Source organism: Paenibacillus glacialis (assembly GCF_001637205.1).
Classification (GTDB): Bacteria; Bacillota; Bacilli; order Paenibacillales; family Paenibacillaceae; genus Paenibacillus_AQ; species Paenibacillus_AQ glacialis.
In genome coordinates this window covers 311,181-333,934 of the sequence record NZ_LVJH01000002.1, presented here as the reverse complement: position 1 = coordinate 333,934, position 22,754 = coordinate 311,181, and the positions used below count along the sequence as shown (strand labels likewise).

At 41.7% G+C, this 22,754-nt stretch carries 15 protein-coding genes, 6 tRNA genes and 2 pseudogenes; 16 read left to right on the top strand and 7 right to left on the bottom strand.

Features of this window, described 5'->3' with window-relative positions:
• Nucleotides 1–37: 37 nt before the first annotated feature.
• Both PGLA_RS01995 and PGLA_RS01990 read right to left on the bottom strand, forming a co-directional pair.
• Nucleotides 38–268 (bottom strand): hypothetical protein, encoded by a 231-nt coding sequence (locus PGLA_RS01995; protein WP_082873511.1) that lies wholly within the window; start codon nt 266–268, stop codon nt 38–40.
• A gap of 34 nt (nt 269–302) precedes the next feature.
• A complete protein-coding gene (locus PGLA_RS01990) occupies nt 303–2,540 on the bottom strand; it encodes an alpha/beta hydrolase family protein (protein WP_068527895.1) in 2,238 nt (745 codons plus the stop codon).
• Between the two features lie 347 nt (nt 2,541–2,887).
• Between PGLA_RS01990 and PGLA_RS01985 the strand changes: the two genes are divergently transcribed.
• The 8 genes from PGLA_RS01985 (at nt 2,888) to PGLA_RS01950 (ending at nt 17,865) form a co-directional block, all read left to right on the top strand.
• On the top strand, nt 2,888–4,291 hold the full coding sequence (locus PGLA_RS01985) for an NAD-dependent malic enzyme (protein ID WP_068527892.1): 1,404 nt from the start codon (nt 2,888–2,890) through the stop codon (nt 4,289–4,291).
• A 358-nt stretch (nt 4,292–4,649) separates the two neighbouring features.
• The gene (locus PGLA_RS01980) at nt 4,650–5,291 is read left to right on the top strand and encodes a hypothetical protein (protein WP_068527890.1); all 642 of its coding nucleotides are present in this window, start codon (nt 4,650–4,652) and stop codon (nt 5,289–5,291) included.
• 205 nt (nt 5,292–5,496) lie between these two features.
• On the top strand, nt 5,497–11,661 hold the full coding sequence (locus PGLA_RS01975) for an S-layer homology domain-containing protein (RefSeq protein ID WP_068527888.1): 6,165 nt from the start codon (nt 5,497–5,499) through the stop codon (nt 11,659–11,661).
• A 258-nt stretch (nt 11,662–11,919) separates the two neighbouring features.
• Nucleotides 11,920–13,014, top strand: a complete 1,095-nt coding sequence (locus PGLA_RS01970; protein ID WP_068527887.1) for a LolA family protein — start codon at nt 11,920–11,922, stop codon at nt 13,012–13,014.
• 353 nt (nt 13,015–13,367) lie between these two features.
• Complete coding sequence (alr, locus tag PGLA_RS01965; RefSeq protein ID WP_068527884.1) at nt 13,368–14,552, top strand: alanine racemase; 1,185 nt, start codon at nt 13,368–13,370, stop codon at nt 14,550–14,552.
• A gap of 228 nt (nt 14,553–14,780) precedes the next feature.
• On the top strand, nt 14,781–15,062 hold the full coding sequence (locus PGLA_RS01960) for a CopG family ribbon-helix-helix protein (RefSeq protein WP_068528371.1): 282 nt from the start codon (nt 14,781–14,783) through the stop codon (nt 15,060–15,062).
• Between the two features lie 3 nt (nt 15,063–15,065).
• A complete protein-coding gene (locus PGLA_RS01955; protein ID WP_068527880.1) occupies nt 15,066–15,416 on the top strand; it encodes a type II toxin-antitoxin system PemK/MazF family toxin in 351 nt (116 codons plus the stop codon).
• Between the two features lie 274 nt (nt 15,417–15,690).
• Complete coding sequence (locus tag PGLA_RS01950) at nt 15,691–17,865, top strand: Tex family protein (RefSeq protein ID WP_068528368.1); 2,175 nt, start codon at nt 15,691–15,693, stop codon at nt 17,863–17,865.
• Nucleotides 17,866–17,951: 86 nt separating this feature from the next.
• Here PGLA_RS01950 and cmpA read toward each other — a convergent pair whose 3' ends face one another.
• The gene (cmpA, locus tag PGLA_RS27255; protein ID WP_145939451.1) at nt 17,952–18,083 is read right to left on the bottom strand and encodes a cortex morphogenetic protein CmpA; all 132 of its coding nucleotides are present in this window, start codon (nt 18,081–18,083) and stop codon (nt 17,952–17,954) included.
• An 80-nt stretch (nt 18,084–18,163) separates the two neighbouring features.
• Entirely contained in the window at nt 18,164–18,514 is a 351-nt protein-coding gene (locus PGLA_RS01945; RefSeq protein WP_068527877.1) for a hydrolase/acyltransferase, read from the bottom strand.
• 197 nt (nt 18,515–18,711) lie between these two features.
• Between PGLA_RS01945 and PGLA_RS01940 the strand changes: the two genes are divergently transcribed.
• The 7 genes and pseudogenes from PGLA_RS01940 to PGLA_RS01910 form a co-directional block, all read left to right on the top strand.
• On the top strand, nt 18,712–19,191 hold the full coding sequence (locus PGLA_RS01940; protein ID WP_084410682.1) for a SprT family protein: 480 nt from the start codon (nt 18,712–18,714) through the stop codon (nt 19,189–19,191).
• Nucleotides 19,192–19,222: 31 nt separating this feature from the next.
• Nucleotides 19,223–19,298, top strand: a tRNA-Asn gene (locus PGLA_RS01935).
• An 11-nt stretch (nt 19,299–19,309) separates the two neighbouring features.
• Nucleotides 19,310–19,401 (top strand) — tRNA-Ser (locus PGLA_RS01930).
• Nucleotides 19,402–19,539: 138 nt separating this feature from the next.
• Nucleotides 19,540–19,614, top strand: a tRNA-Glu gene (locus PGLA_RS01925).
• Nucleotides 19,615–19,672: 58 nt separating this feature from the next.
• Nucleotides 19,673–19,748 (top strand) — tRNA-Lys (locus PGLA_RS01920).
• A 9-nt stretch (nt 19,749–19,757) separates the two neighbouring features.
• Nucleotides 19,758–19,840 (top strand) — tRNA-Leu (locus PGLA_RS01915).
• Nucleotides 19,841–20,060: 220 nt separating this feature from the next.
• A pseudogene (locus PGLA_RS01910) lies at nt 20,061–20,568 on the top strand (SDR family NAD(P)-dependent oxidoreductase); the annotation flags it as partial.
• Here the strand turns inward: PGLA_RS01910 and PGLA_RS29645 are convergent.
• Together PGLA_RS29645 and PGLA_RS01905 are read right to left on the bottom strand one after the other, a co-directional pair.
• Nucleotides 20,567–20,710: pseudogene (locus PGLA_RS29645) on the bottom strand (MarR family winged helix-turn-helix transcriptional regulator); the annotation flags it as partial. The pseudogenes PGLA_RS01910 and PGLA_RS29645 overlap by 2 nt on opposite strands.
• Nucleotides 20,711–20,863: 153 nt before the next feature.
• Nucleotides 20,864–21,496, bottom strand: a complete 633-nt coding sequence (locus tag PGLA_RS01905) for a nitrogen regulation protein NR(II) (RefSeq protein WP_068527868.1) — start codon at nt 21,494–21,496, stop codon at nt 20,864–20,866.
• A gap of 396 nt (nt 21,497–21,892) precedes the next feature.
• Between PGLA_RS01905 and PGLA_RS01900 the strand changes: the two genes are divergently transcribed.
• A tRNA-Leu gene (locus tag PGLA_RS01900) sits at nt 21,893–21,974 on the top strand.
• Between the two features lie 132 nt (nt 21,975–22,106).
• On the opposite strand, the gene PGLA_RS01895 is transcribed toward PGLA_RS01900, so the two are convergent.
• Entirely contained in the window at nt 22,107–22,586 is a 480-nt protein-coding gene (locus tag PGLA_RS01895; RefSeq protein ID WP_068527864.1) for a glutathione peroxidase, read from the bottom strand.
• Between the last annotated feature and the right edge of the window lie 168 nt (nt 22,587–22,754).

Here is a 22,754-nt window from a genome sequence, read left to right as displayed (position 1 = left end):
CCATTCTTATGACTTATGGGACAGCCTCTTATTTGGGTTATGATGCGCAGCCTGCACATTCAACGTAATTATCACCAACTGCTTTAGAAATGCTCAGGAGTTGCCCCATTTCAATGTCTTCCTTAGAAGTAAACTCATAATCATAAGCCGTCTCTAAAGCAAGCTCGGAAGCTTTCTCTTTGCTATCGGCAAATACGCTAATTTGTTCTTCATTACCCGTAGATATCACCTTATATGCAAATGTATAACGAAGTATTTCGTTGTCCACGTCAATCACCTCCTCAACTATTGTACACTTTTCTTCAATTTCGATATAGTCCCACATCATCTAAAATGGTTTTGCTAGGTCCATTACTGAAATTCAGAGTGATTCTATTGATATTTGCGGGTACGAAGATAGAATTTGCCTCCTGGAACACTTCGAAAGGCAATTCAACAGTTTGGAATATTGCTTTCTCTGGAAGATTATAGTTACCATCATCAAAATGCTTCTCAAGCCATGGACTCTTCGTGAAGCGAGGGATTATCATTGGCTGTAGGGTCATGAATTGAGACAATGGAAGGGTAACGGACACAGCATCACTCGTTTCTAATGTGATTTCCATTTCGGAAATGGGTAGAAGGTCTCCCTGTTTAAGCGCCCCTTCCATACTTTGGTCTGCGATTGATAAGGACAATCCATCGGCTTCTGTAAATTGATCGAGTACATCATCCTCATCCCAACTTAGTGAGTAGGAGGATTCTTGAGCATGATGTTCACTATTTTCCAAAAGAACACTCTTATTCTGAGGGGTACTAGATTCTTCAGTCCAACGTAGCCCTTTACTTGCATCAGCTGTACCGTTATTTAAGAGTGTAGTTCTGTCCTTATCTTCATCGTATCTCGCAAGCGCGATGAAATTGCCATCCTCGAATCTGTTGTAATAGATGGATTCCGGTAGCCAATCACGTCCTGTCCGATAATCACGAAACAATGGATTATAGTCTTGCGACTCGTGTAGGATGGTTTCTAGGAAGGCAGAAACATACACTTTAGCGATTTGTTGTTGATCGGATGCCGTCATTAACTGACTTTGATTGAGTAATAACCCCTTCGGTAAGCTTATATCCAGTCCTCCCCATGAGGTATTGAACTGGGAGTGGTTCGCATTAGGGATATGAAGATAAGTTTTAAATCCTTTATCATCAGGAGTGAAGCTAGAACGTGCGTATTGTCGTTCACCGAAATACTCATTCAAATCTCCATCTCGTGATCCCTGAAGTACCATGTAACTGACATTACGAAGTTTCGCTTGCATCCCATCCACCATTGTATCCGTTGGAGCAAGAGCAACCACGGCTTTAATAGAAAAATGTTTTAGATCTTTCTTTAAATCTAGGTCTGATCGAAACCAACGGTCCGAATCTGCTGCCATAGCTACCGCTTGCCCCCCTCGAGAATGGCCGATGAGAGCAATTTGGTCGAAGTTGACGTTATTGTAGAAGGGAGACTCAGACTGCTCCGAGAAGGTTTGGATCTGTTGTAAATGCTTAAGAAGAAGCCAAGTACGTATCTTTATATCATTATCTGGAATATTCGACCACACCGAATAGTTTAGGAAGTTCTCATCTACCGAAATGGCAATAAACCCTCTACTAGCTAGTAACTCTCCGAGATAACCATATCCTTCATCGGAATAATCCTCCATTAAATGATTGCCATGAACCATCAGTACGAGCGGAAATGGACCATTCCCTGAGGGCATCCAGACTCTTCCGTTCAAAGGAAGTGCCTTTTGATCAAATCCCCAAAACAAGGAACGAAGCCACGGCCATTTATCAATATAGGAAGAGGCATCTACGGATGTTGATTTGAGTTCAGCCTTAGGTCCGTATTCCTTCCGGTGTATATCATATCCACTTCCATAAGTGAAATATTTGGTCTTGAATACGCCTGGGTCCGCTGGACTCGAAAGCGGAATAGTAGAAACATTACGATCTGAGATGCTGTACATCTGCGTTACGTCTGATTTCTCACGATCGATGAAACCTATGATGATAGATGACAACATACAAAGCGTAATAGAGAATAGCCATTTGGTTCGGGTCTTTATATGCTGGCTAGCAATAAGTGCCATCCAACATCCAAGGAGTACACCTAGCAAAGTGACTATCACTGATGAAGCAATCGATACGGCTATGCCGCTACCTGGAATCCAAAACATAAAATAAATAGCGATCAATTCAAATAAAACCCCGCCAGTGAACAGACGCGGAATAGGAAGTCCTATCAAGGAAAGTAATAGTGCAAGTAGGGTCGCTGAAATTGCGAGTCCGATCGTGCCTGCTGTGATAGATAGAAATATATCAAGAGACGTACCTAATCCGGTTGGCATGCTGAGCGATGTTAATGCAAATATCAAACAGAATGAAGCCCAGACACCACTTTGAGCGATCCTCCAAAAACGTGTATCTAAGGCAAAGGTTGCCTTGATCCGTAATCTCATTCGTGAGCGGAATGAAGGTTTCAATGGTGTATATATTGTAGTTTCGAGTTCCATGAGGTCTCCCTAGTCATTCTCTTTATAAAGAAGGTATATACAACTATTGTAGCATGGTCACGTGCAAACTGCGGTGTTATTTATTAGGGCATTTGTCATAGAATAGGATCATTGGGCATTCTTCAATCGAGTTACTTTCTCTTTGTGAGGATATAGCCCAAATTGCTTATTGAATCTCGTAAATATCGATCCTCTAGCGATAATCCTAAGTCCTCAGTCTCCAAATAAGACAGAAGTAATAGATGGTTTATATTGTTCAATGAATTCAAATATTGTATATTATGTTTACAAATAAAGAATACATCAATTTTATGAATGCGCTTACAATGAGGAGGTTGGATTTACCGATGGCACAAACGAGTATTATCGTAAGGTTGGAATTGGATCATGACACAGTTAGCTTCGGAGATGTAGCGGCCGTAGTGAGTAAAGCAGGTGGGGATATTACGTCGATTGATGTGATCCGTTCGGGTAAGGAATCGTCGATACGAGACATTACGGTAGATGCAGGGGAGCATAGTGAAGCTTTAATTGTCGAGTCGTTAAAAAATCTTATTGGAATTAAGTTAATTAACGTATCCGACCGCACCTTTCTAGTTCACCTGGGCGGCAAAATCGTGATTCAACCTACGCTTCCAATCAAGAATCGCGAGGATCTGTCACAGGTATACACACCAGGTGTAGCTAAAGTATGTAAGGCTATTCATGAGAATCCAAGTAAAGCTTATTCTTTAACCATCAAACGTAATACAGTCGCCGTGATTTCAGATGGAACAGCTGTACTTGGACTTGGCGATGTTGGCCCCTATGCAGCAGCGCCTGTCATGGAAGGAAAGGCCATGTTATTCAAACAACTAGCTGGTGTAGATGCATTTCCACTGTGTCTAGATACGAGAGATACTGAAGAAATTATCCGTACGATTAAAGCGGTGAGTCCTATATTTGGTGGCATTAACCTTGAGGATATTAGTTCCCCCCGTTGTTTTGAAATCGAGCAAAGGTTGACCGAGGAGTTGGATATTCCGATCTTCCACGATGATCAGCACGGGACCGCAGTGGTTGTAATCGCTGGACTCTTAAATGCGTTGAAGATTGTAAATAAACGGATTAATCATGTGCGTATCGTCGTTAATGGCATCGGAGCGGCAGGTGTATCTATATGTAAAATACTGCTAGATGCAGGTGTTACACGCCTTGTTCCAGTAGACAAGGAAGGTGCTATCGTCTATGGGGGGGAGTATGAACAGCCGATGTGGCAGTGGCTAGCAGAACAGCCACAAGTGGAGAGGGAGTCAGGGTCATTAAAAGAAGTCATACGCGGAGCAGATGTATTTATCGGTGTTTCACGTGGAGGCTTGTTAAACGGAGATGACGTTCAGTCAATGAACGAGAAGTCCATTGTATTTGCCTTAGCTAACCCAGAACCTGAAGTGAATCCTGAAGAAGCTCTTAAGCATGTAGCCGTATTGGCAACTGGACGAAGTGATTATCCGAACCAAATTAACAATGTCCTCGTATTTCCTGGATTGTTCCGAGGCGCGCTTGATTGCCGAGCCAAACGAATCAATGAGCCCATGAAATTAGCGGCTGCCCGTGCTATCGCCTCGGTTGTATCAGATATAGAGCTTAACGAGCAATACATCATCCCGAGCATATTCAATGACAAGGTCGTTCCGGCGGTGCGTAAAGCCATTGTTGAAACAGCGATTCTAACGGGCGTGGCAAGACGTATTCCGCCTGATTTTAGATAAATAGGGGAAGGGTTGTATTACTAACTATCATGTTACGGTTACATACTGACCTGGTTTCAGCAATTTCACACGGTTATAATATCGGAGTGTGCGTTTTGCTGCCCTTCGGCAGACCAATATGGATTTCCCCCTCGCTACACTGCCTGAAGGGTGTGATACAGAGGTCGGGGAAAGAGGCGCCACTTTTTGTATCAGGAGTGGGTATCACCACAATTTGATAACTAGTCAGGAGGCTCAGGAATGAGCTTCCTTTTTTAGAGTTAAATAAGATCGATTAAATATAATTTCCCATTTATTCAAATTAAATCTCAAAAATATACTATTTATTCCGATAAAGTAGTAAAAAGGAGGATTAGTAATGGCAGAACACAAGTTTAAAACGACAATGTTTCCTATTGATTCAGATTCAAATAAAGTTATTATTCTTACGCCAGATTACATAATTGACGAAATTAACCAAGATGAAGCTGAACAATTTATTGAAAATATGAACGGGGATGAGAACTTTTTTGATAGTTTAAATCTAAACAAGGTATACAACATAAACACTATAGTAAGAATATCATCTAACCAAAAAACGCATATAATCACGCTCAAAACCAAAGCGAACGGTAAGAAGGAAACAGATTTCCTGGCTATAGAAAGCAAGGAGCATAAGGAGCAATTTCTACATGAGATATACCACTACCTAAAGGATGAGTGCAGTTTCCGAGTGAAGGAGTATAATCGATTAACGGCAGCATTTAGACCACTATTAATGCTTCTTATTATCATTGGATTAGGTACATTTTTGACTTGGTTTGCTTTTGAGGCACAGCAAGGCCTTGATAGAACTAGAGTAGTTAAAGCATCCGTTTATTATTTGTATAAGACGATGGCTTACATAGGCCCGACGGGCGCCATGATTATTTCAGGAGTGGCATTGTTGATTGGTATGGCTATGTTGGCATACAGAGTAAAGAATCCACCAATCATGACCTTTATCAAGAGAAATATTTAAATAAATCATAATCTAATAAGGTTGTTCTAAGGAGTAATCCTCGGAACGACCTTATTTACGTATGGAGAGCGAAGTTTACCTTTAGATAATATTTAACAACATTAACGATCCATTAACAATAGAATGATATTCACCAAACAAAACTCTCCTAGAATAGGTAGTACGCAATCTATTAACACATATTCAGAGGGAGATGTTAATTACATTGAACAGTAGAAGTAAGGTGAAACGTAGTGTATCTATTCTAATGTTAAGCAGCATGATTATGAGTGCGTTGTCACCGGCAAGTTTTGCCGCAGGAATAGATGTCTTGGAGCCCATGTTTATCCCCGCTCCAACTAATGTTGAAATGAAGAATGAAGTGCTAACCCCAGCACAAGATCCGCAAGAGGGTGAACCCCAAGAGCTACAAATCCGACATACCCCTGCAAATATCATTCAGGAACTTCAGGATTTCACAGTAAGAGCTGTTATTAACGGTGATACACAACCGTGGACAGGCCATATACAGTATTCAATTGATGGTAAAGATGAGATGTCAATTCCATTAACACCGGAAGGAACACAGGCAGATACCTACATAGCTACCATCCCAGGTGCAGAGATATTAGGCAATGAATTGAAGTATTCGATTACTGCTCTAGATGAAGAATCCAAGCCTATTCTATCTACTACATATTCGGTAGGCATCGAGGCTAATCAGGTCAATCAAGATAATCTACTAAATGTTGCTGTACCGCAAATTCCGCCACTGCTGATTACCGAGATGGTTCCAGATACAATCAATCTTCCAGGAATAAGTACAGATGGTTACGAGTACGTAGAAGTCTATAACAATACGGATCATGATCTGAACTTTAAGAATTATTCTTTCTTTTACAATGGTAAGGACACGTGGACTCCTGTTGTTGACAAAGACATGATCATTCCAGCTCATACTCCAGTTGTGTTCTGGATTATGAACGGAAGCAATAATGGGGAGGAAATAGACCGTTTTAATCAAAACTATGCTGGATCCTCACTCGAAGAAGGGAAGAATTTGTTCCGCATTCTTGGTGGAACCGGCATGGCTAATACTAGCTCCAGAACTCTGGTGATTAAAGACATTAACGGCAATCCGATTGTTACTGCAGCCTATGAGGCGGCACATGTCAAAGTGAATCAGGGTATTTTCTTTAAGCATCCCGCCATTGGAAGTACGAACATGGTTGTTATGAGTCATTCTGGGCTTAAACCTGCAACACCAGGAGTGATCGATCCTGATCAGATCACACCAGTGATAGTTGAAGACAACAATAAGGCAGTAATCACACATACACCTGCTACATCTGTAGATGTTAAGGACCTTGAGATTACAGCACAGGTTGTGAATCCGGGTATGAATGCTGACGGGACGAAGAACCCTGTACTGCTTCTGTACAAAACACCGTCGCAGACCAGATATACATCGGCAACGATGGTGGATACGAAAAATACAGGAGACTATACAGCGACGATTCCAGCATCTGTACTTACAGAAGAAAGCCTTGACTATAGAATCCAAGTTCAGACCACAGAGAAGGCTTATTCCTCACAAGTAAACATGCCTGTCTTTGACTCGACTAAGGCACCCGCATTGTTGATTACGGAACTTGTACCGAATACTACAAACGTTCCTACGACTTCATCAGACGCTTATGAGTTTGTTGAGGTATATAACAACACCGATCAGCCGATCAATTTCAAGAACTACAAGCTTTATTATCGTTATCCAGACAATGGCATAGCCAGCGATGTGGTATGGCCATCCACGAAGGAGAACTTTGAGATCCCTTCCAAACAATCCGTTATAATGTGGATCAAGAACAGTGTCAATCTAACATATACAACGAATGATTTTAATAAATTTCATAATACAAACCTGATTGAGGATCAAACGTTATTCACGATTCAGAGTGATGGAATGGCCAATTCTGGCAGACGTGCGATCGTAATTAAAACGAATACAGGTAAAGAAATATCTGCAGCTTATTACGATGCGGATACAGTATATGAAGGTGGTACAAAAGGTGATGAGACGAAAGAAGATAAAGCTCTAGTATATGCTTATCCGGTAAATGGAAGTACCGTTATGATTAAGGCGAGCTCAGGTACTTTAGCACCTACACCAGGAACGCTTATAGCTACTCAGGTTCCTGCAGAACCCGTTCATGTGGAGAAAGATAATATAGCTCCAACAGTGCAGGATTTGACAGGTGTACAAGCGATTAATCAGGCGAATAGCTTAGAACTAAAAGCAGATGCCAAGGATAACCGTGCAGTGACATCGGTCGAAGTCTATATTCGTTCTGACAAACAAGTGGAATATGTTAGGCACAATCTGTCAGAAGACTTCAATGATACGATGTATCACTATAAGATTTCTTCTGCTGATCTGATCGGAAGAGGTTACATTGACTATTATTTCGTAGTTTCCGATGGCATGAATGAGACGACGTCGGACGTTGTAAGAGTGTCCATTACAGGCGGACCAGATCAGTCAGCACTTCGACTTAATGTGAAGGACAATGACATTGTTAAAGGCAAGCATACGATTAAAGGAACAGCTCAAGTCGCAGGTAACGATGCGTTGAAGCTGAACATTGATGGTAAGTCGCTACCGGAGGCGAACTTGTTCTCCGAACTTGAGAATGATGCTTATTTTGTTTTCGATGTGACCAATGTTAATTATTACTTCAAAAATGCAGTAACGATGGGACCCTCTGACGAGGAAGATAAGACGATTCTATACACGTTTATGGATCCGATTACGTCCTACACGACACTCTCTTTCCCGATCAGTGCCGATCGTTTCAAGATCGGTAATGATAATGTGATTTACGTTCGGGCAGGTTCCAAGTCATCACCATTCGATAAGCGTCCAGAAGAGAATAAGGATGACTTCGAGATTAAGAATGTAAGACTGTTACTTGCGGATGGCACTGAAATCTGGGATGCGGCCTATGCTGAGAAAGACAAGCAGATCAAAATGGGAGATTCGGTGGGCCGGGCTGAATCCATCGGTTTCCGATTCGACTTAAAGGCGAATCAGGTGAATTCCAAAGCCTATTCATGGGATACAACAACGGTTGCGGATGGTCCGCATGAGATATCGTTGATGAGTGGGTTACATGAGGTTACTTCTAAAGTAATCGTGGATAATACCGCACCTACCATTAAGCCATCGGTTGAAGAAGGCAAAGAATATCGTGGTGCTATGACACTGGATGCAATCATTGAAGATGCCTTTGCAGGTGTAGATACGGTTGAAGTGAAACTTGACGATAAGATTATTGAACTTCCTTACACAACTTCATCCGGTCAGATGGTTGGTGGAACGCATAAATTATTAATCAATGCAACGGACAAAGTAGGGAACGTCGCGAAAGTGAATGTGAACTTTAACGTACCGGATGAGAATCCACTAGCACCTCAACTGATTAGTCCAACACTTGGACAAAACAATGTTGGTAGCAACGCTAAACTTACAGTGAAAGTTCAGGATCCGACGAGCGATTTAATGGATGTCTTATTCTACAAAGGATTTAAATATGACGGCAACCGCGCAGAAGGATTTACCGGGTACACCAACGCATCGGTGACTGAACCTCCGAAGGAAATGGTTCCGGCTGGTGAAAAGGCACTTAGCCCTGATGAATATAAGAAGATTAGCGCAGTAGATGGTGAGTATCTCATTAATGATTCCGTAGAGAAATTCCCATACCAGCGCTTTGAAGTGAAGTTAGACTCATCCGTGAAACAAACGGATCGAGTGGAGATCAATTGGAAGGGTAAATCTCTAGAAGGTCGCAAAGTCAGTCTGTATGCATGGAGCCCCTCATCGAACAAATGGGTACAGCTTGATCATATAATTGCAGGTACAGAAGATTTTGAATTAAAGGCAGTCGTGAATGCAGGGGATTATGCAAACGCTCAGATCATTCAGGTTATGGTGCAAGATGAGATTGCCATACAGGCAGCGGATACCACGGCAACTACGAATAAACCAATGCCGGAAACACAGGATCCTTATGATTTCTCATTCGTATGGATGTCTGATACCCAATACTATTCCCAAAGCTATCCGAAGATTTATGAGAAGATTGTGAACTGGGTTGTTGATCAAAAAGAAAAGATGAATATCAAATATGTCATTCATACAGGTGACGTCGTGGATAAGTCATATCAGGAGTATCAGTGGTTAGAAGCTGACAAGGATATGAAGGTACTTGAAGACGCTCAGATTCCTTACGGCGTTCTGGCAGGTAATCATGACGTAGGTCATCAGGATAATGACTATACGAAGTTCCAACAGTATTTCGGTGAAGATCGTTTTAAGAACAACTTAACATTCGCAGGTTCCTATGAAAACAACCGTGGACACTATGATCTAGTGTCATCTAACGGCAATGATTTTATTATCGTCTACATGGGCTGGGGACTTGGAGACAAGGAAATCGACTGGATGAATGAGGTCGTTGCTAAATATCCTGAACGTAAAGCGATTCTTAGTCTGCATGAATATATGCTCGTATCGAATAACAGGGCGCCTATTGCTGACAAAATTTTTGAAAAAGTAGTTAAACCGAATAAGAACGTGTTTGCTACATTGTCTGGACATTATCATGATGCTCAGTTGAAAGTGGACGAGCTGGATGATAACGGTGACGGCGTAACAGATCGTAAAGTGTTCCAGATGCTTGCTGATTATCAAGGAGCACCGGAAGGCGGACTTGGATATATCCGTCTGATGCAGTTCGATATGAAGAACAATAAGCTTCATATCAAGACGTACTCACCACATTTGGACGACTATAATTTCTATGATCCACTTACGAATCCGAATAAAGACGAATTTACGTTAGATCTCGATTTACAACCGAAGACCAAACGTGTTGCGACTGACTATATTAGCGTGAAGGTCTATACCGATGAACTAATCGGTTCGAAGGAGAAAGTGAAGAGTGGTGTTCAGGCTTCTGTGAACTGGACGAACTTAAGCCCGAACAGTTATCAGCAATGGTATACAAAGGCTGAAGATCAGAACAGTGGAAGTACGCGCTCAGATATTTGGGGCTTCTATACCGGAGCAGCTGACGAAGGAGAACATCCAGAAGTTCCTGGCGGAGGAAGTGATACGGGTGGTAATAACGGATCGCCTAATCAGGGAACCGGGACAACTCCTACACCAATGCCACCAACGACAGAAACAGCTCAAGGGAAAATTACCATTACTCCAGATGCGGACGGAATTTATAAAATAGAAGAAGCTGTTCTGGATAAGGCTATTACAGGTGCCGTGAATGGTAAAGTTGTGATTACGCTGAATAATAAGCTTGGTCAAGGGATAGTACCTGTAATTCATCTACCTGCTACCAGCGTTCAAAAAGCGAAGAACAACAACCTATCTATTATTATTGTTGCACCGGAATTGACTGTGACACTGTCTGCTGCTTCACTACCGGAACATCTAAACGATGCGGATCTACTTGTACTCCGGATGGATACGACGATGAATACTTCCATGCAGAACGCCATTAGCCAGTCTATTGGTAGCAACAAGGAATATACATTATCAGGTCTGGTATATACGCTCAGCATGGTTACAATCAAGGGACAGACGGAGACGCAAATCCTTGAATTGACGGGTCCGGTTACGGTTGAAAGAGCGAGGACTAATCATTCACTGAACACCGACTATGCGGGAGTATATTACTTAAACGGTGCGAAGCCCGAATATATGGGTGGCATCTTTAATGGCAACACGGTTACCTTTACTACGAATCATTTCTCATCATTTACAGTATTAGAGTACCACAAGGAGTTTGCTGATGTGTTGGGAAGTTGGGCAGCTGATTATATCGGCAAGCTCACAGCGAAACATATCATTAACGGTACGGATGAGAATCACTATAGCCCTAAGCTGAACGTAACGAGAGCCGACTTTGTTACACTGGCTGTACGTGCATTGGGACTGGATACGAAGGTCGTAGAACATTCATTCTCGGATGTGCCTATGAATGCTTACTATGCAGATGCTGTAACGCAAGCGGCTAAATTGGGGCTGATCCAAGAAGATGGCGGGAAATTCCGTCCAAAGGATACGATCAGTCGTGAGGAAGCGGCAGTGATTCTGATGAAAATGTCAGAGTATATGAAACAATCACGCAGAGGATCTTCTAACCTTACATTTGCTGACATGGGCGATGTGTCTGCGTGGGCCAGGGAGGCCGTATCCCAAGTGAATGAATCCGGACTGATGAATGGAAAAGGAAACAATACATTTGATCCACAAGGTAGTGTAACTCGCGCTGAAATCGCGAAAATGCTATACGTATTATTGAATAAGTAAATCGTATAATTTAGTGTGCTAGAGAAGCTTGGTGGGATATTCTCACTAAGCTTCTTCTTGTTCAGAAGACGTAGACTTTTCACTAAGCATTCATTGGCTTACACGAGAGAGGTCATTCACACGCGGTTCTTTCATCTGTCACAAGAGCTATGTACGATCGATTTTTCAAGCTTGTCAAGCTAGTCTGCATATTGTGACCAAGTCCCTCATAGACATGTACTAATCAATTCAATACATGTGGATAAAGGGGATGATGTCATGCGCCGGATATCATGGGTGCTTGCTTTGGTGTTATGCGTTACCGTCGTGTTGGCAGGTTGCGGTGGAAAGAAGGATGCCGCCTCCGTCGTGAAAGACTTAAACAACGTGGTCGACAAGTTACAAAGCAAGGATGGATCTTACAAAGGTAAAGGGAACATGACGCTATACACAGGCGAGAAGCCGCAGCAGTACGATGTGGAGGTATGGTATCAGAATCCTTCGTATTATCGAATTAGCCTAAAGAATGCTCAGAAGGATATCACGCAAATTGTTTTACGTAATGATGATGGGGTATTCGTTCTTACTCCAAGCCTGAACAAAAGCTTTAGATTCCAAAGTGATTGGCCGGAGAATCAAGGTCAGGTGTATTTGTATCAGACGCTGGTCAGAGGTATTCTCACGGATAATACCCGCCAGTTCGTAGATGACAAAGAAAGCTATGTATTTGATGTTGCAGCGAATTATCATAGTCAATCTCTTGTCAGGCAAAAGATTTGGCTGAATAAAGATAGTTATGCGCCGAAGCAGGTACAGGTGTCGGATTCCGAAGCAAATGTTGTTGTTGAAGTGAAATTTAATGAGTTTGATTTCAATGCCAAATTCGATAAAGATTCATTTGATATGCAACGTAACATGACAGCGATGGGTGAGTCTGTCGGAACGATTGCTGAAGTGGATGAGTCTGGGAATGAAATCGTAACAGACTTGTCCGAGGGAGCACAGCCTGAGCCAGTTAAGAAAGAATTAGGAAGCTTCGGTGTCATCGAACCAGACTATACTCCGGAAGGTGTTGTGAAGAACGATACGACTGCAATAGCGAATAGTAAAGATCATGCGGTCGTATTACGTTATGATGGTACGTACCAATATACCGTGATGGAAGCACGGCCTCTTGATCGTGCGGTCTCACTTGCACCAGGTTCTGTGATTGATCTAGGGTTTACGGTGGGGCTATTGACTGGGGATCATGATAAGCAGCAGACATTAACATGGATGGATGATGGAATTGAGTTCCGAATTACGAGTGCTAATCTTCCAGTTAGTGAAATGATGAATGTTGCAGCGTCTTTAGCCGAACAAACGGGTAAATAATGGTTGTAGACGGATGGGCTTTATTGTGGGGTACTCTCCCTCTACAATAATGGACATCCGTCTTTTCTTGTAAATATGACGGATTGTCAAGCCAAGTGCGACAGGGCTTGACAATCCGTCATATAAGAAAGCATATGTTTCACTCTTATACTAACACTTATATTTCAACGCTAAACGTCGCTATGCCGCCAAGGGACGGCACAGCCTTTATGCTTGTAAGTTGTGGAGTTACGGGTAAATGACTATACCAAGATACCTTAAGGATAATTGACAGACGCCTTCCAGAACATTACGATTAGTTTAATACAAACAACTAATGATGATTGTTCAAACTTCAGAGAAGGTGACTGGAATTGCAAGTAAACTATCGACCAACAATAGCGGAGGTTAATTTGGATCATCTACGTTCAAATTATCACGTTTTCCGCTCGGCATTACCACAAGATATGATGATTTTAGCTTGTGTAAAGGCCAATGCTTATGGACATGGCGCTGTGAAAGTAGCCCAAGAGATGGAGAAAGTGGGTGCTGACTATCTGAGTGTTGCTTTCTTGGACGAAGCGTTAGAGCTTCGCAGAGCAGGTATAGAGCTCCCAGTTCTAGTTCTGGGGTATACACCACCTGAAGCTATTCAGGTGGCTTGGGAGAATGACATAACGGTAACTCTGTTTACTCAAGAAGTGCTTGATGTTATGAGCCAATTGCCTGTGCAAAGTACTGTTAAACCTTTAAAAGTACACATCAAGATCGACAGTGGAATGGGGCGGCTTGGACTGTTCCCTGATGATGAAGCTCTATCTTTTATCGACAAGGCTTTCTCGATCCCAGGAATTCAAGTTGAAGGGTTGTTTACTCATTTTGCCAAGGCAGATGAAGAAGATAAAAGCTATACACTGGAGCAGTACCGACGATTTCTATGTGTTGCTGACGCACTAGGGGAGAAGGGTTATCATATCCCCATTATACATACGGGCAACAGTGCGACTGCAATCGACACGCCACACATATCTCATAATATGGTGCGTATAGGCATCAGTTTGTACGGTCTCTATCCGTCAGATGAAGTGAATACTAAGAAGATTGTATTGACCCCGGTATTGACGCTGAAGACGCAAACAGTATATGTTAAGACGCTTCCTCCTCAAGCTGGAATTAGCTACGGTAGCAAATACGTGACGGAAGATAACGAAGTTATCGCGACACTTCCAATCGGTTATGCTGATGGATTTTCCCGTATGCTGAGTGGTAAAGCAGAAGTACTGATACGCGGACGCCGCATTCCTGTCGTCGGAACAATCTGTATGGACCAGTGTATGGTATCAATGCAAACTTTTGCTGAAGAAGCAAAAGAAATTCAAGTGGGTGAAGAGGTTGTCCTCATCGGCCAACAGTCTGGTGATTGTATCACAGCAGATGAGTTGGCATCCAAGCTAGGTACCATCCCTTACGAAGTGATTTGTATGTTAGCCGCAAGGGTGCCACGCCACTATATTCAAGGTGGGGTCCTTCAACACGTAGTCAATCCCTTAATGATTTAAGGATAAGATCACCAATTGGCAATTTAATGGGGACATAGGATAATAAGATAAGATTTCATATTGTAATTTGAATGTGAGAGATTGTCTTACGTAAATGCTGATTGTAGTTTATAATGGAATGTAGCATACATGATATACGATCGGCATATATATTCCTTTGTATAATTTCCCTTGAATTAAGCTATACTGGTGCTCAGGTGATAAGGTGTTGTGGGGGTGGAAGAGAAGGTGGCTAATTTGCAGAACACAAAGAGAATCATGATCAGTTTACCAGATCATCTTTTGCAGGAAGTGGACGGGATCGTCGCGCTGGAGAATTCCAATCGTAGTGAACTCATAAGGCAAGCCATGAAACTGTATTTGACGGAACGGAAGAAGAGATACATCCGTGAGTCCATGCAACGTGGCTACATGGAAATGGCAAAGATTAACTTGACCATGGCGTCTGAGGCTTTCCACGCAGAGGAAGATGCGGACAGCACTTTAGGCCGCTCAGTAAGCGGGGTGTAAACATTGATTGTTAAACGCGGTGATGTGTTTTTCGCGGACCTTTCACCTGTTGTAGGTTCTGAACAGGGCGGGGTTAGGCCGGTTTTGATCATCCAGAATGACATTGGTAATCGTTTCAGTCCTACGGTAATTGTAGCAGCGATTACCGCACAGATTCAAAAAGCGAAGCTTCCTACCCATGTTGAGATTGATGCAATCTCTCATGGATTCGACCGTGATTCTGTCATTTTGCTGGAGCAAGTTCGGACGATTGACAAACAAAGACTAACAGATAAGATTACTCATCTTGATGAGGAAACCATGAAAAAGGTTGATGAAGCTTTGCTAATCTCTTTAAGCTTAATTGATTTTTGAAGGATTATCTTTGGTTTATATTATAGTGGGAAACAAGGCGTACCTAAGGGTGCGCCTTTCCTGATTTCTTTGGTTAGTGATGAACCAGAACAGACAAAGAAACTACAACTAAGGCTACTTCCTTCATATCAATTCTGCGGTAGGTCAAGGCACTGATAGTGGGTAAGCTGGAAATATACTCGAAAGTTTGTGATAATAGGGTTATATAGCTAAGTTGGAAAGAGGGATATCATTGTCAGAACCAGAAGCAGTTGTAGAGATAAATGAAGTTGAGATGAAGGCAGAAGAACAAGAACGTATTGTTAAGCAGACCGCTAAAGAATTGAACATCTCGTTGAAGCAAATTCGTACAACAGTAGGATTATTGGATGAGGGGAATACGATTCCATTTATTGCTCGTTATCGTAAAGAGATGACGGGGGAACTTGATGAGAATCAACTAAGAGATATTGAAGAACGTGTAGGCTACTTGCGGAACTTGGAAGAACGTAAGCGGGAAGTCATTCGAATTATTAATGAGCAAGGGAAACTTACGGTTGAATTAAAGGCATCTATTGTACAAGCGATCAAATTGCAAGAAGTGGAAGATCTATATCGTCCATATCGGCAAAAGCGCAAAACCCGTGCAAGTATGGCGAAAGAAAAGGGTTTGGAGCCTTTGGCGAATTGGATATGGGATCAGCCGAAACAAGGAGATTTAAGCGGTGAGGCCGCGTCATATGTGAATGCTGAACATGGGGTGAATTCACCTGAGGATGCGATTCAAGGAGCTATGGATATTCTTGCGGAGAATATAGCAGATGAAGCTGTGATTCGTGCTTGGGTACGCAGATATACGCTGGACCATGGATTGTTGGATTCCGAAGCAAAGGATAAGGAACAAGAGTCGGTTTACGAGAACTACTATAGTTACAAAGAACTGGCTAAGAAGATGCCTCCTCACCGCATTCTGGCCATTAACCGTGGTGAAAGAGAGAACGTACTTAAAGTCGGTCTCGATGTACCTGTAGATTCTATTCATTCCTATATGGGCTCCCAGGTAATCAAGGGTGATTCTGTTGTGAAAAAAGTACTGGAATCCGTTGTTGAAGATGCATATAAGCGTCTTATAGCACCGTCTATTGAGCGAGAAATTCGTGCCGAATTGACGGAGAAGGGTGAGAATCAAGCGATTTCTATCTTCTCAGGCAACTTGCGTAGCTTGCTCTTACAGCCGCCAGTGAAGGGGCGTTGCGTATTGGGTGTAGATCCTGCCTTCCGTACAGGATGTAAGCTTGCGGTAGTAGATGATACAGGTAAGCTTCTTGAAGTGGCTGTTACTTATCCAACGCCTCCACATAATAAAAAGAGGGAAGCATCGGAGAAATTCCAAGAATTGATTACTAAGTATAAGATTCAATTGATAGTCATTGGAAATGGAACGGCTTCTAGAGAGACGGAACAATTCGTCGCTGAAATCATTAGCGATTTGAACGATAAAGAGCTTGCATATCTTATCGTCAATGAAGCAGGCGCAAGTGTATATTCTGCTTCCAAGTTAGCAGCAGAAGAATTCCCTGATCTGGATGTTGCTGAGCGTAGTGCCGTATCTATTGCCCGTCGTATTCAGGATCCATTGGCTGAGTTAGTTAAGATTGAGCCGAAAGCGATTGGTGTTGGTCAATATCAGCATGATGTGAGTCCGAAACACTTGGAAGAGAGCCTTAAGGCAGTTGTTGAATCGGCAGTTAACCATGTTGGTGTTGATGTTAATACGGCTTCACCATCACTATTATCTTATGTAGCAGGTGTAAATGCGACAACGGCCAAGAATATCGTGAAGTTTCGTGAGGAGAACGGTAAGTTCGTTACCCGTAAACAATTGCAAAAGGTTCCACGTTTAGGGGCAAAGACGTATGAGCAATGTATTGGATTCATGAGAATTTCAGAAGGTAAAGATTTGCTTGATAGCACTCCGATTCACCCAGAGTCCTATGCTGTCGTAGATCGCATTTTCCGTGAGTTAAATGTCGGACTAGAGAAGTTGGGGAGTCAAGAACTCAGTCACATTCTGGAGCAACAAGATGTTGAGAATTTGGCGACCAAATTGGATGTAGGCGTACCAACGTTACGCGACATATTGGAGAGCTTACAACGTCCTGGACGCGATCCTCGTGAGGAACTTCCTCTCCCAATCTTCCGTACAGATGTGTTGAAGATGGAAGATTTAGCACCGGGTATGGAGATGCAAGGGACTGTTCGCAATGTCATTGACTTTGGAGCCTTCGTGGATATTGGGATCAAGAATGATGGGTTAGTACACATCTCACAGCTAAGTAACGGTTATGTTAAACATCCTATGGACATTGTTTCTGTTGGTGATAATGTGACGGTATGGGTACTAAATATAGATGAGAAAAAGGGCCGCGTCGGACTTACGATGAGGAACCCTCGAAAGGATCAGGCTTAATCACCTGATTGCTGGATATACCAAAAAGCTTCGCCTCCGTTTAAGGGTGGCGAAGCTTTTTGGTACAACTATAAGTATATTGTTACTTATGAAGACCTACTACTGTTATCATCAGGAGCATTGCGGTAGAAAAACCAGCACTCATTAAGCAGTTTAATCTGGCGACGGTCTCTTTTGCTAAAAGCGCGCATTAATTGATTGCTAAGCCATTGCGGCAAGGGTATCTCCTCCTCTTGCATTCCATCTGTATCTTTAACATATGGAGGAGAAGCCCACATTGTGCAGGTCTACATGATATCTATTGTAATTCTTCTTCGTACCATTGTTCTAGTTGCGCTTGAAGAGCTCGGATTTCTGTGAGCAGCGATATGATTGGATAACTTTTCTCATCAACAGATGCAAAGGATTGTTCTAGTTCGTTAATGTAATGTAGTCCATTGTGCACCGAATATTGTTCTTGCAAAAGATCCAGAGCATCGCATTCAGCGATAGCTAAAGGTAAGGTGGGAATATCAAGGGCTGTTAGTTTGTTAATCTCTTTGTTGAGGCGTAAATTCAGGGCACTCAGCTGGTAAGCGTAGTCTGCAGGCATTTCTACAAATTGTAGTTCTTGTTGTAGCTGTAAAATAACATATCTCATCTTTGCCATATCTTGTAGGAATCCTCCTTAGTAAATGAATAAATGCTATACTATCTTTTCTCTTAATCAGTATACTTGACAGTGTAGCCTATGAAGAAGTTAAAATTCAAGTATATGGATTGAACTAAAAGATATATGAAATCTCGTATTGTTTGTTTCTATAAGATTATATCGAAAGGAAACGTTACCGATCTATGAAAGAAAAGATGATTAATGAGGAACTGCAGGCATGGGTGGAGGAAATTTCAATAAGCAGTTTCGGAGTCCCATTTCAACATCAGGCCATGTTTAATGGGCGATTGTCTTCTACTGGAGGGAGATATTTCCTGAAAGGGCACAACATAGAGATTAATCCACATCACCTAGATAACTTCGGCAACGAAGAAGTAGAAAAGATCATTAAACATGAGTTATGTCACTACCACCTGCATCTGAGAGGTAGAGGGTATCGACATCGTGATCCAGAGTTTAAACAGCTCTTAAAGCAAGTAGGGGGTAGTAGATTTTGTCAGTCGCTACCTGGGACAAAGGCTAGAAAACCTCAGCCTTACCGATATAAGCTTACTTGCAGTCAATGTGGAATGGAGTATCTTCGTAAGCGAAAAGTGGATCCAAAGCGGTATCGTTGTGGGAAATGTAGCGGCAAATTACGTATATATGATCTTGACTCGAATCGCTCAGAGTGATATATTAATGATTGTAATTCATGGTTATTGTTCCCTGATAGCTCAGTTGGTAGAGCACTCGACTGTTAATCGAGTTGTCACAGGTTCGAGTCCTGTTCGGGGAGCCATTATTATTTTTGGAGAGATACCCAAGTGGCTATAAGGGGACCCTCTGCTAAGGGGTTAGACTGCGTAAGCGGTGCGTGGGTTCGAATCCCACTCTCTCCGCCATATTTTTTACAATAGCTGATATCATGAGTAATGAACCAAGAACCTGTAAAGGTTCTTTTTTGTTTCGAAAAAAGTTCTTGTCATGGAATTAGTTATTTGCTATAATAATTTTTGTTGTCACAAGAATTGTATCATTATGGCCCGTTGGTCAAGCGGTTAAGACACCTCCCTTTCACGGAGGTAACAGGGGTTCGATTCCCCTACGGGTCACCATTTTATTATTATTCTTATCCTCACTTACTTATGGCACACATCATTGTGAAGTCACCGAGAGCCATTAGCTCAGTTGGTAGAGCACCTGACTTTTAATCAGGGTGTCGAAGGTTCGAATCCTTCATGGCTCACCATTATTTTACGCGGACGTGGTGGAACGGCAGACACGCTACCTTGAGGGGGTAGTGGGGGCAACCCCGTGGAGGTTCAAATCCTCTCGCCCGCATTATAGCTTTATCTATGAAGAGTCCTTACTACGGTAAGGATTCTTTTTGTTGTTTGAACACAATCTTGCTTCGATATGCAGGTTTAAACTATACTATTATCCAACACTTTTTAATCGAATGAAGAGCAAATTTTGATAAATAATAAGAGCAGAGGGATCGTAGTATGCCGGATTTATATGGCAAGATCGCTGTGGTGGCTGGAGCTACCCGAGGAGCAGGTTATTAATGCAACACCGTGCTGTATTTTCGCATATGATCACGAGTTATTATGGGGCACCCATGTTGAAGAAGAGAAAGAGCGGATTAATCATTGAAATAACGGATGGTCTCAACTACGATTACCGGGGTAATCTGTATTATAGTCTTGCCAAAACTTCAGTCATTCATTTAGCTACTGCAATGGCTGCTGACTTGCGTGATTTCAATGTTGCTGCGATCGCCCTTACACCTGGCTTTCTACGTTCGGAGGCGATGCTTGAACACTTTGGTGTGACAGAGGAAACTTGCCAAGAGGGTGCGCGTAAAGATCCTCATTTTATAGCTTCAGAAACGCCTTGGTACATTGGGCGAGCAGTAAGCATCACTGGCTGCGGATCCTAATATTATGCTGAAATCAGGAAAGTCATTTAGTACGTGGGAACTTGTAGAAGAGTATGAATATCAGGATAAGGATAGAACGCAACCACACTGGGGTGAATATTACGCTAAAGTACTGTTGAATGAATGATAGTGTTAGATAAGATCTCCTTTTGGTTAATTCCTTCTTCGAGGTATACCTGATAGAGAACGGACCATTGCTCAGGGGTAATGTCATAGGGTTTGAGTAGTAAGCGAACAAGGTGCTTATTTTGTGGAATATAGAGGCTTATTTGTACCCGATGGACTGTTTGGGGGATTGTGATTCTAACAGATTAAATACATCCTTTATACATATAGTTGTTGTGGCAAATATATGTATGACAATGAAAATCTGTCAATCACTAAACAAAGTCAACTTAAGATAACGTTAACTTCGTCTTGAATTATGATTCGGATGGGCGATCCAATACAAAAGAGTATTTAGGGTATAGACTACGTATACAATCGGGGCAGATATCATGAGTGAACTCAGCGTAAGTATGTTTCTCTAAGAAGTTCTCAATAGCATTCCATAGCTCGTCATCTTTGATTCGTTTGCAGACAGCACAGATGGGTATGAGTCCTCGAAGGGTTCGGATTTGCGAAAGAGATTCCTGTAAATCATGTTCCAATTGTTTACTTGCGGTAATATTCGTGAGTGTTACAATAGCTCCCTTAATAGAATTCATTCCAAAGGTTAAGAGTGGGGATACATCTAATACGAACCATTCCGTCTTATGATTTATCAGCATGCTAAAGTTGTGAGAAAATGTATGTATATGTCCTTGAAGAATGGAGTGGAAGGAGGTTATTAACAAAGTATTTATTTCTATTTCTTCCATGAGAAAAGAGGATTCACAAATTTGAAAAAAATTAACACCAATCCATTGAAAGTCTGAAGGGATTTTATTAGACGTAGACATAACTATCCAAGCTGGATTTACAGTAATAACACAACCATCACAATCTAGGACTGCAATGCTTTGCTGCAATGAATGAATGATTTCGTTATGAAGTGTAGTGTTCAAATTTGTCATGAGTACTCTCCCCTAGAAAATGAATGGAATATTACAAAATCGTGGAAATTTTGTGATATAATTCAATGGACATATAACGATTATTATATACGTTTATTACGTCACAGTTCAATAGGTTGTACATATATACGTCATTTTTAATTTTATTAGGCAACACTGGAAGTTGAGCGTACGATGCAGACTATTTATGAGAGAATTGAACATCTAAATTAAGAAAAAATGGATGACAAAGAGGTTGTTGTGCGAAGCGTTAGGAATTAGTAGATGGAATTAGGGTGATTGTCAGACAATACAATATGTATGCAATTATGATTATATAGGGTGTTCCTCTTTACTTTTGATGGCGATCCATGTAAAATATATTGTATTGTTAAAAGTTGATCCTCTTTATTTTACGCGGTCGTGGTGGAACGGCAGACACGCTACCTTGAGGGGGTAGTGCCCATTGGGTGTGCGGGTTCAAATCCCGCCGACCGCATTATAAGTTAAACAAAAAAACCTTGCTTCCAGCAAGGTTTTTTTGTTGTCTATTTTATACGCTACGACTGCCAAGAAACAAGAAAGGGTGTTTTTTCGTTATTGATATATAGACGAAAAACACCCTCTTTATTTATTCTAACAATTTTTCAATGAAATGTTGAAGTTTATCAGGTGTAGTAGTCGGAGCAAAACGTTTAATGACTTTGCCATCACTGTCGACTAGAAATTTAGTGAAATTCCACTTCACAGCTTTAGATCCTAGAATACCTGAAGCTTCAGCAGATAGATACTGGAATAGTGGGTGGGCGGTATCGCCCTTCACATCTATTTTCTCAAATAAAGGGAAAGTTACACCATAATTAATTTGACAAAACTGCTCAATATGGTCGTTAGATTCTGGTTCTTGCTCCTTAAATTGATTGCTTGGGAAACCTAAAATCTCAAAATTCTGGTCTTTAAACTTTTCGTAGAGTTCTTGTAACCCTGTGTATTGAGGAGTGAAACCACATTTACTTGCGGTATTGACGATAAGAAGGACTTTTCCTTGATAATTCGATAGAGAGACCTGTTCTCCACGGATGGTATTCACTTGATAATCGTATATACTCATGTATTATCTCCTCACGGTTATTTCGTTAAATGTGTATTCAGCTAAGATAAGAATCTCTTGTTAATTTTATCATAAGAAGATTGTATATATAATTATATTCTTACTAATTTAGTTATCTACCATCTTCAAAAATTCTATTGTTTTGTCCAGAAATGAGGTAAACACTAC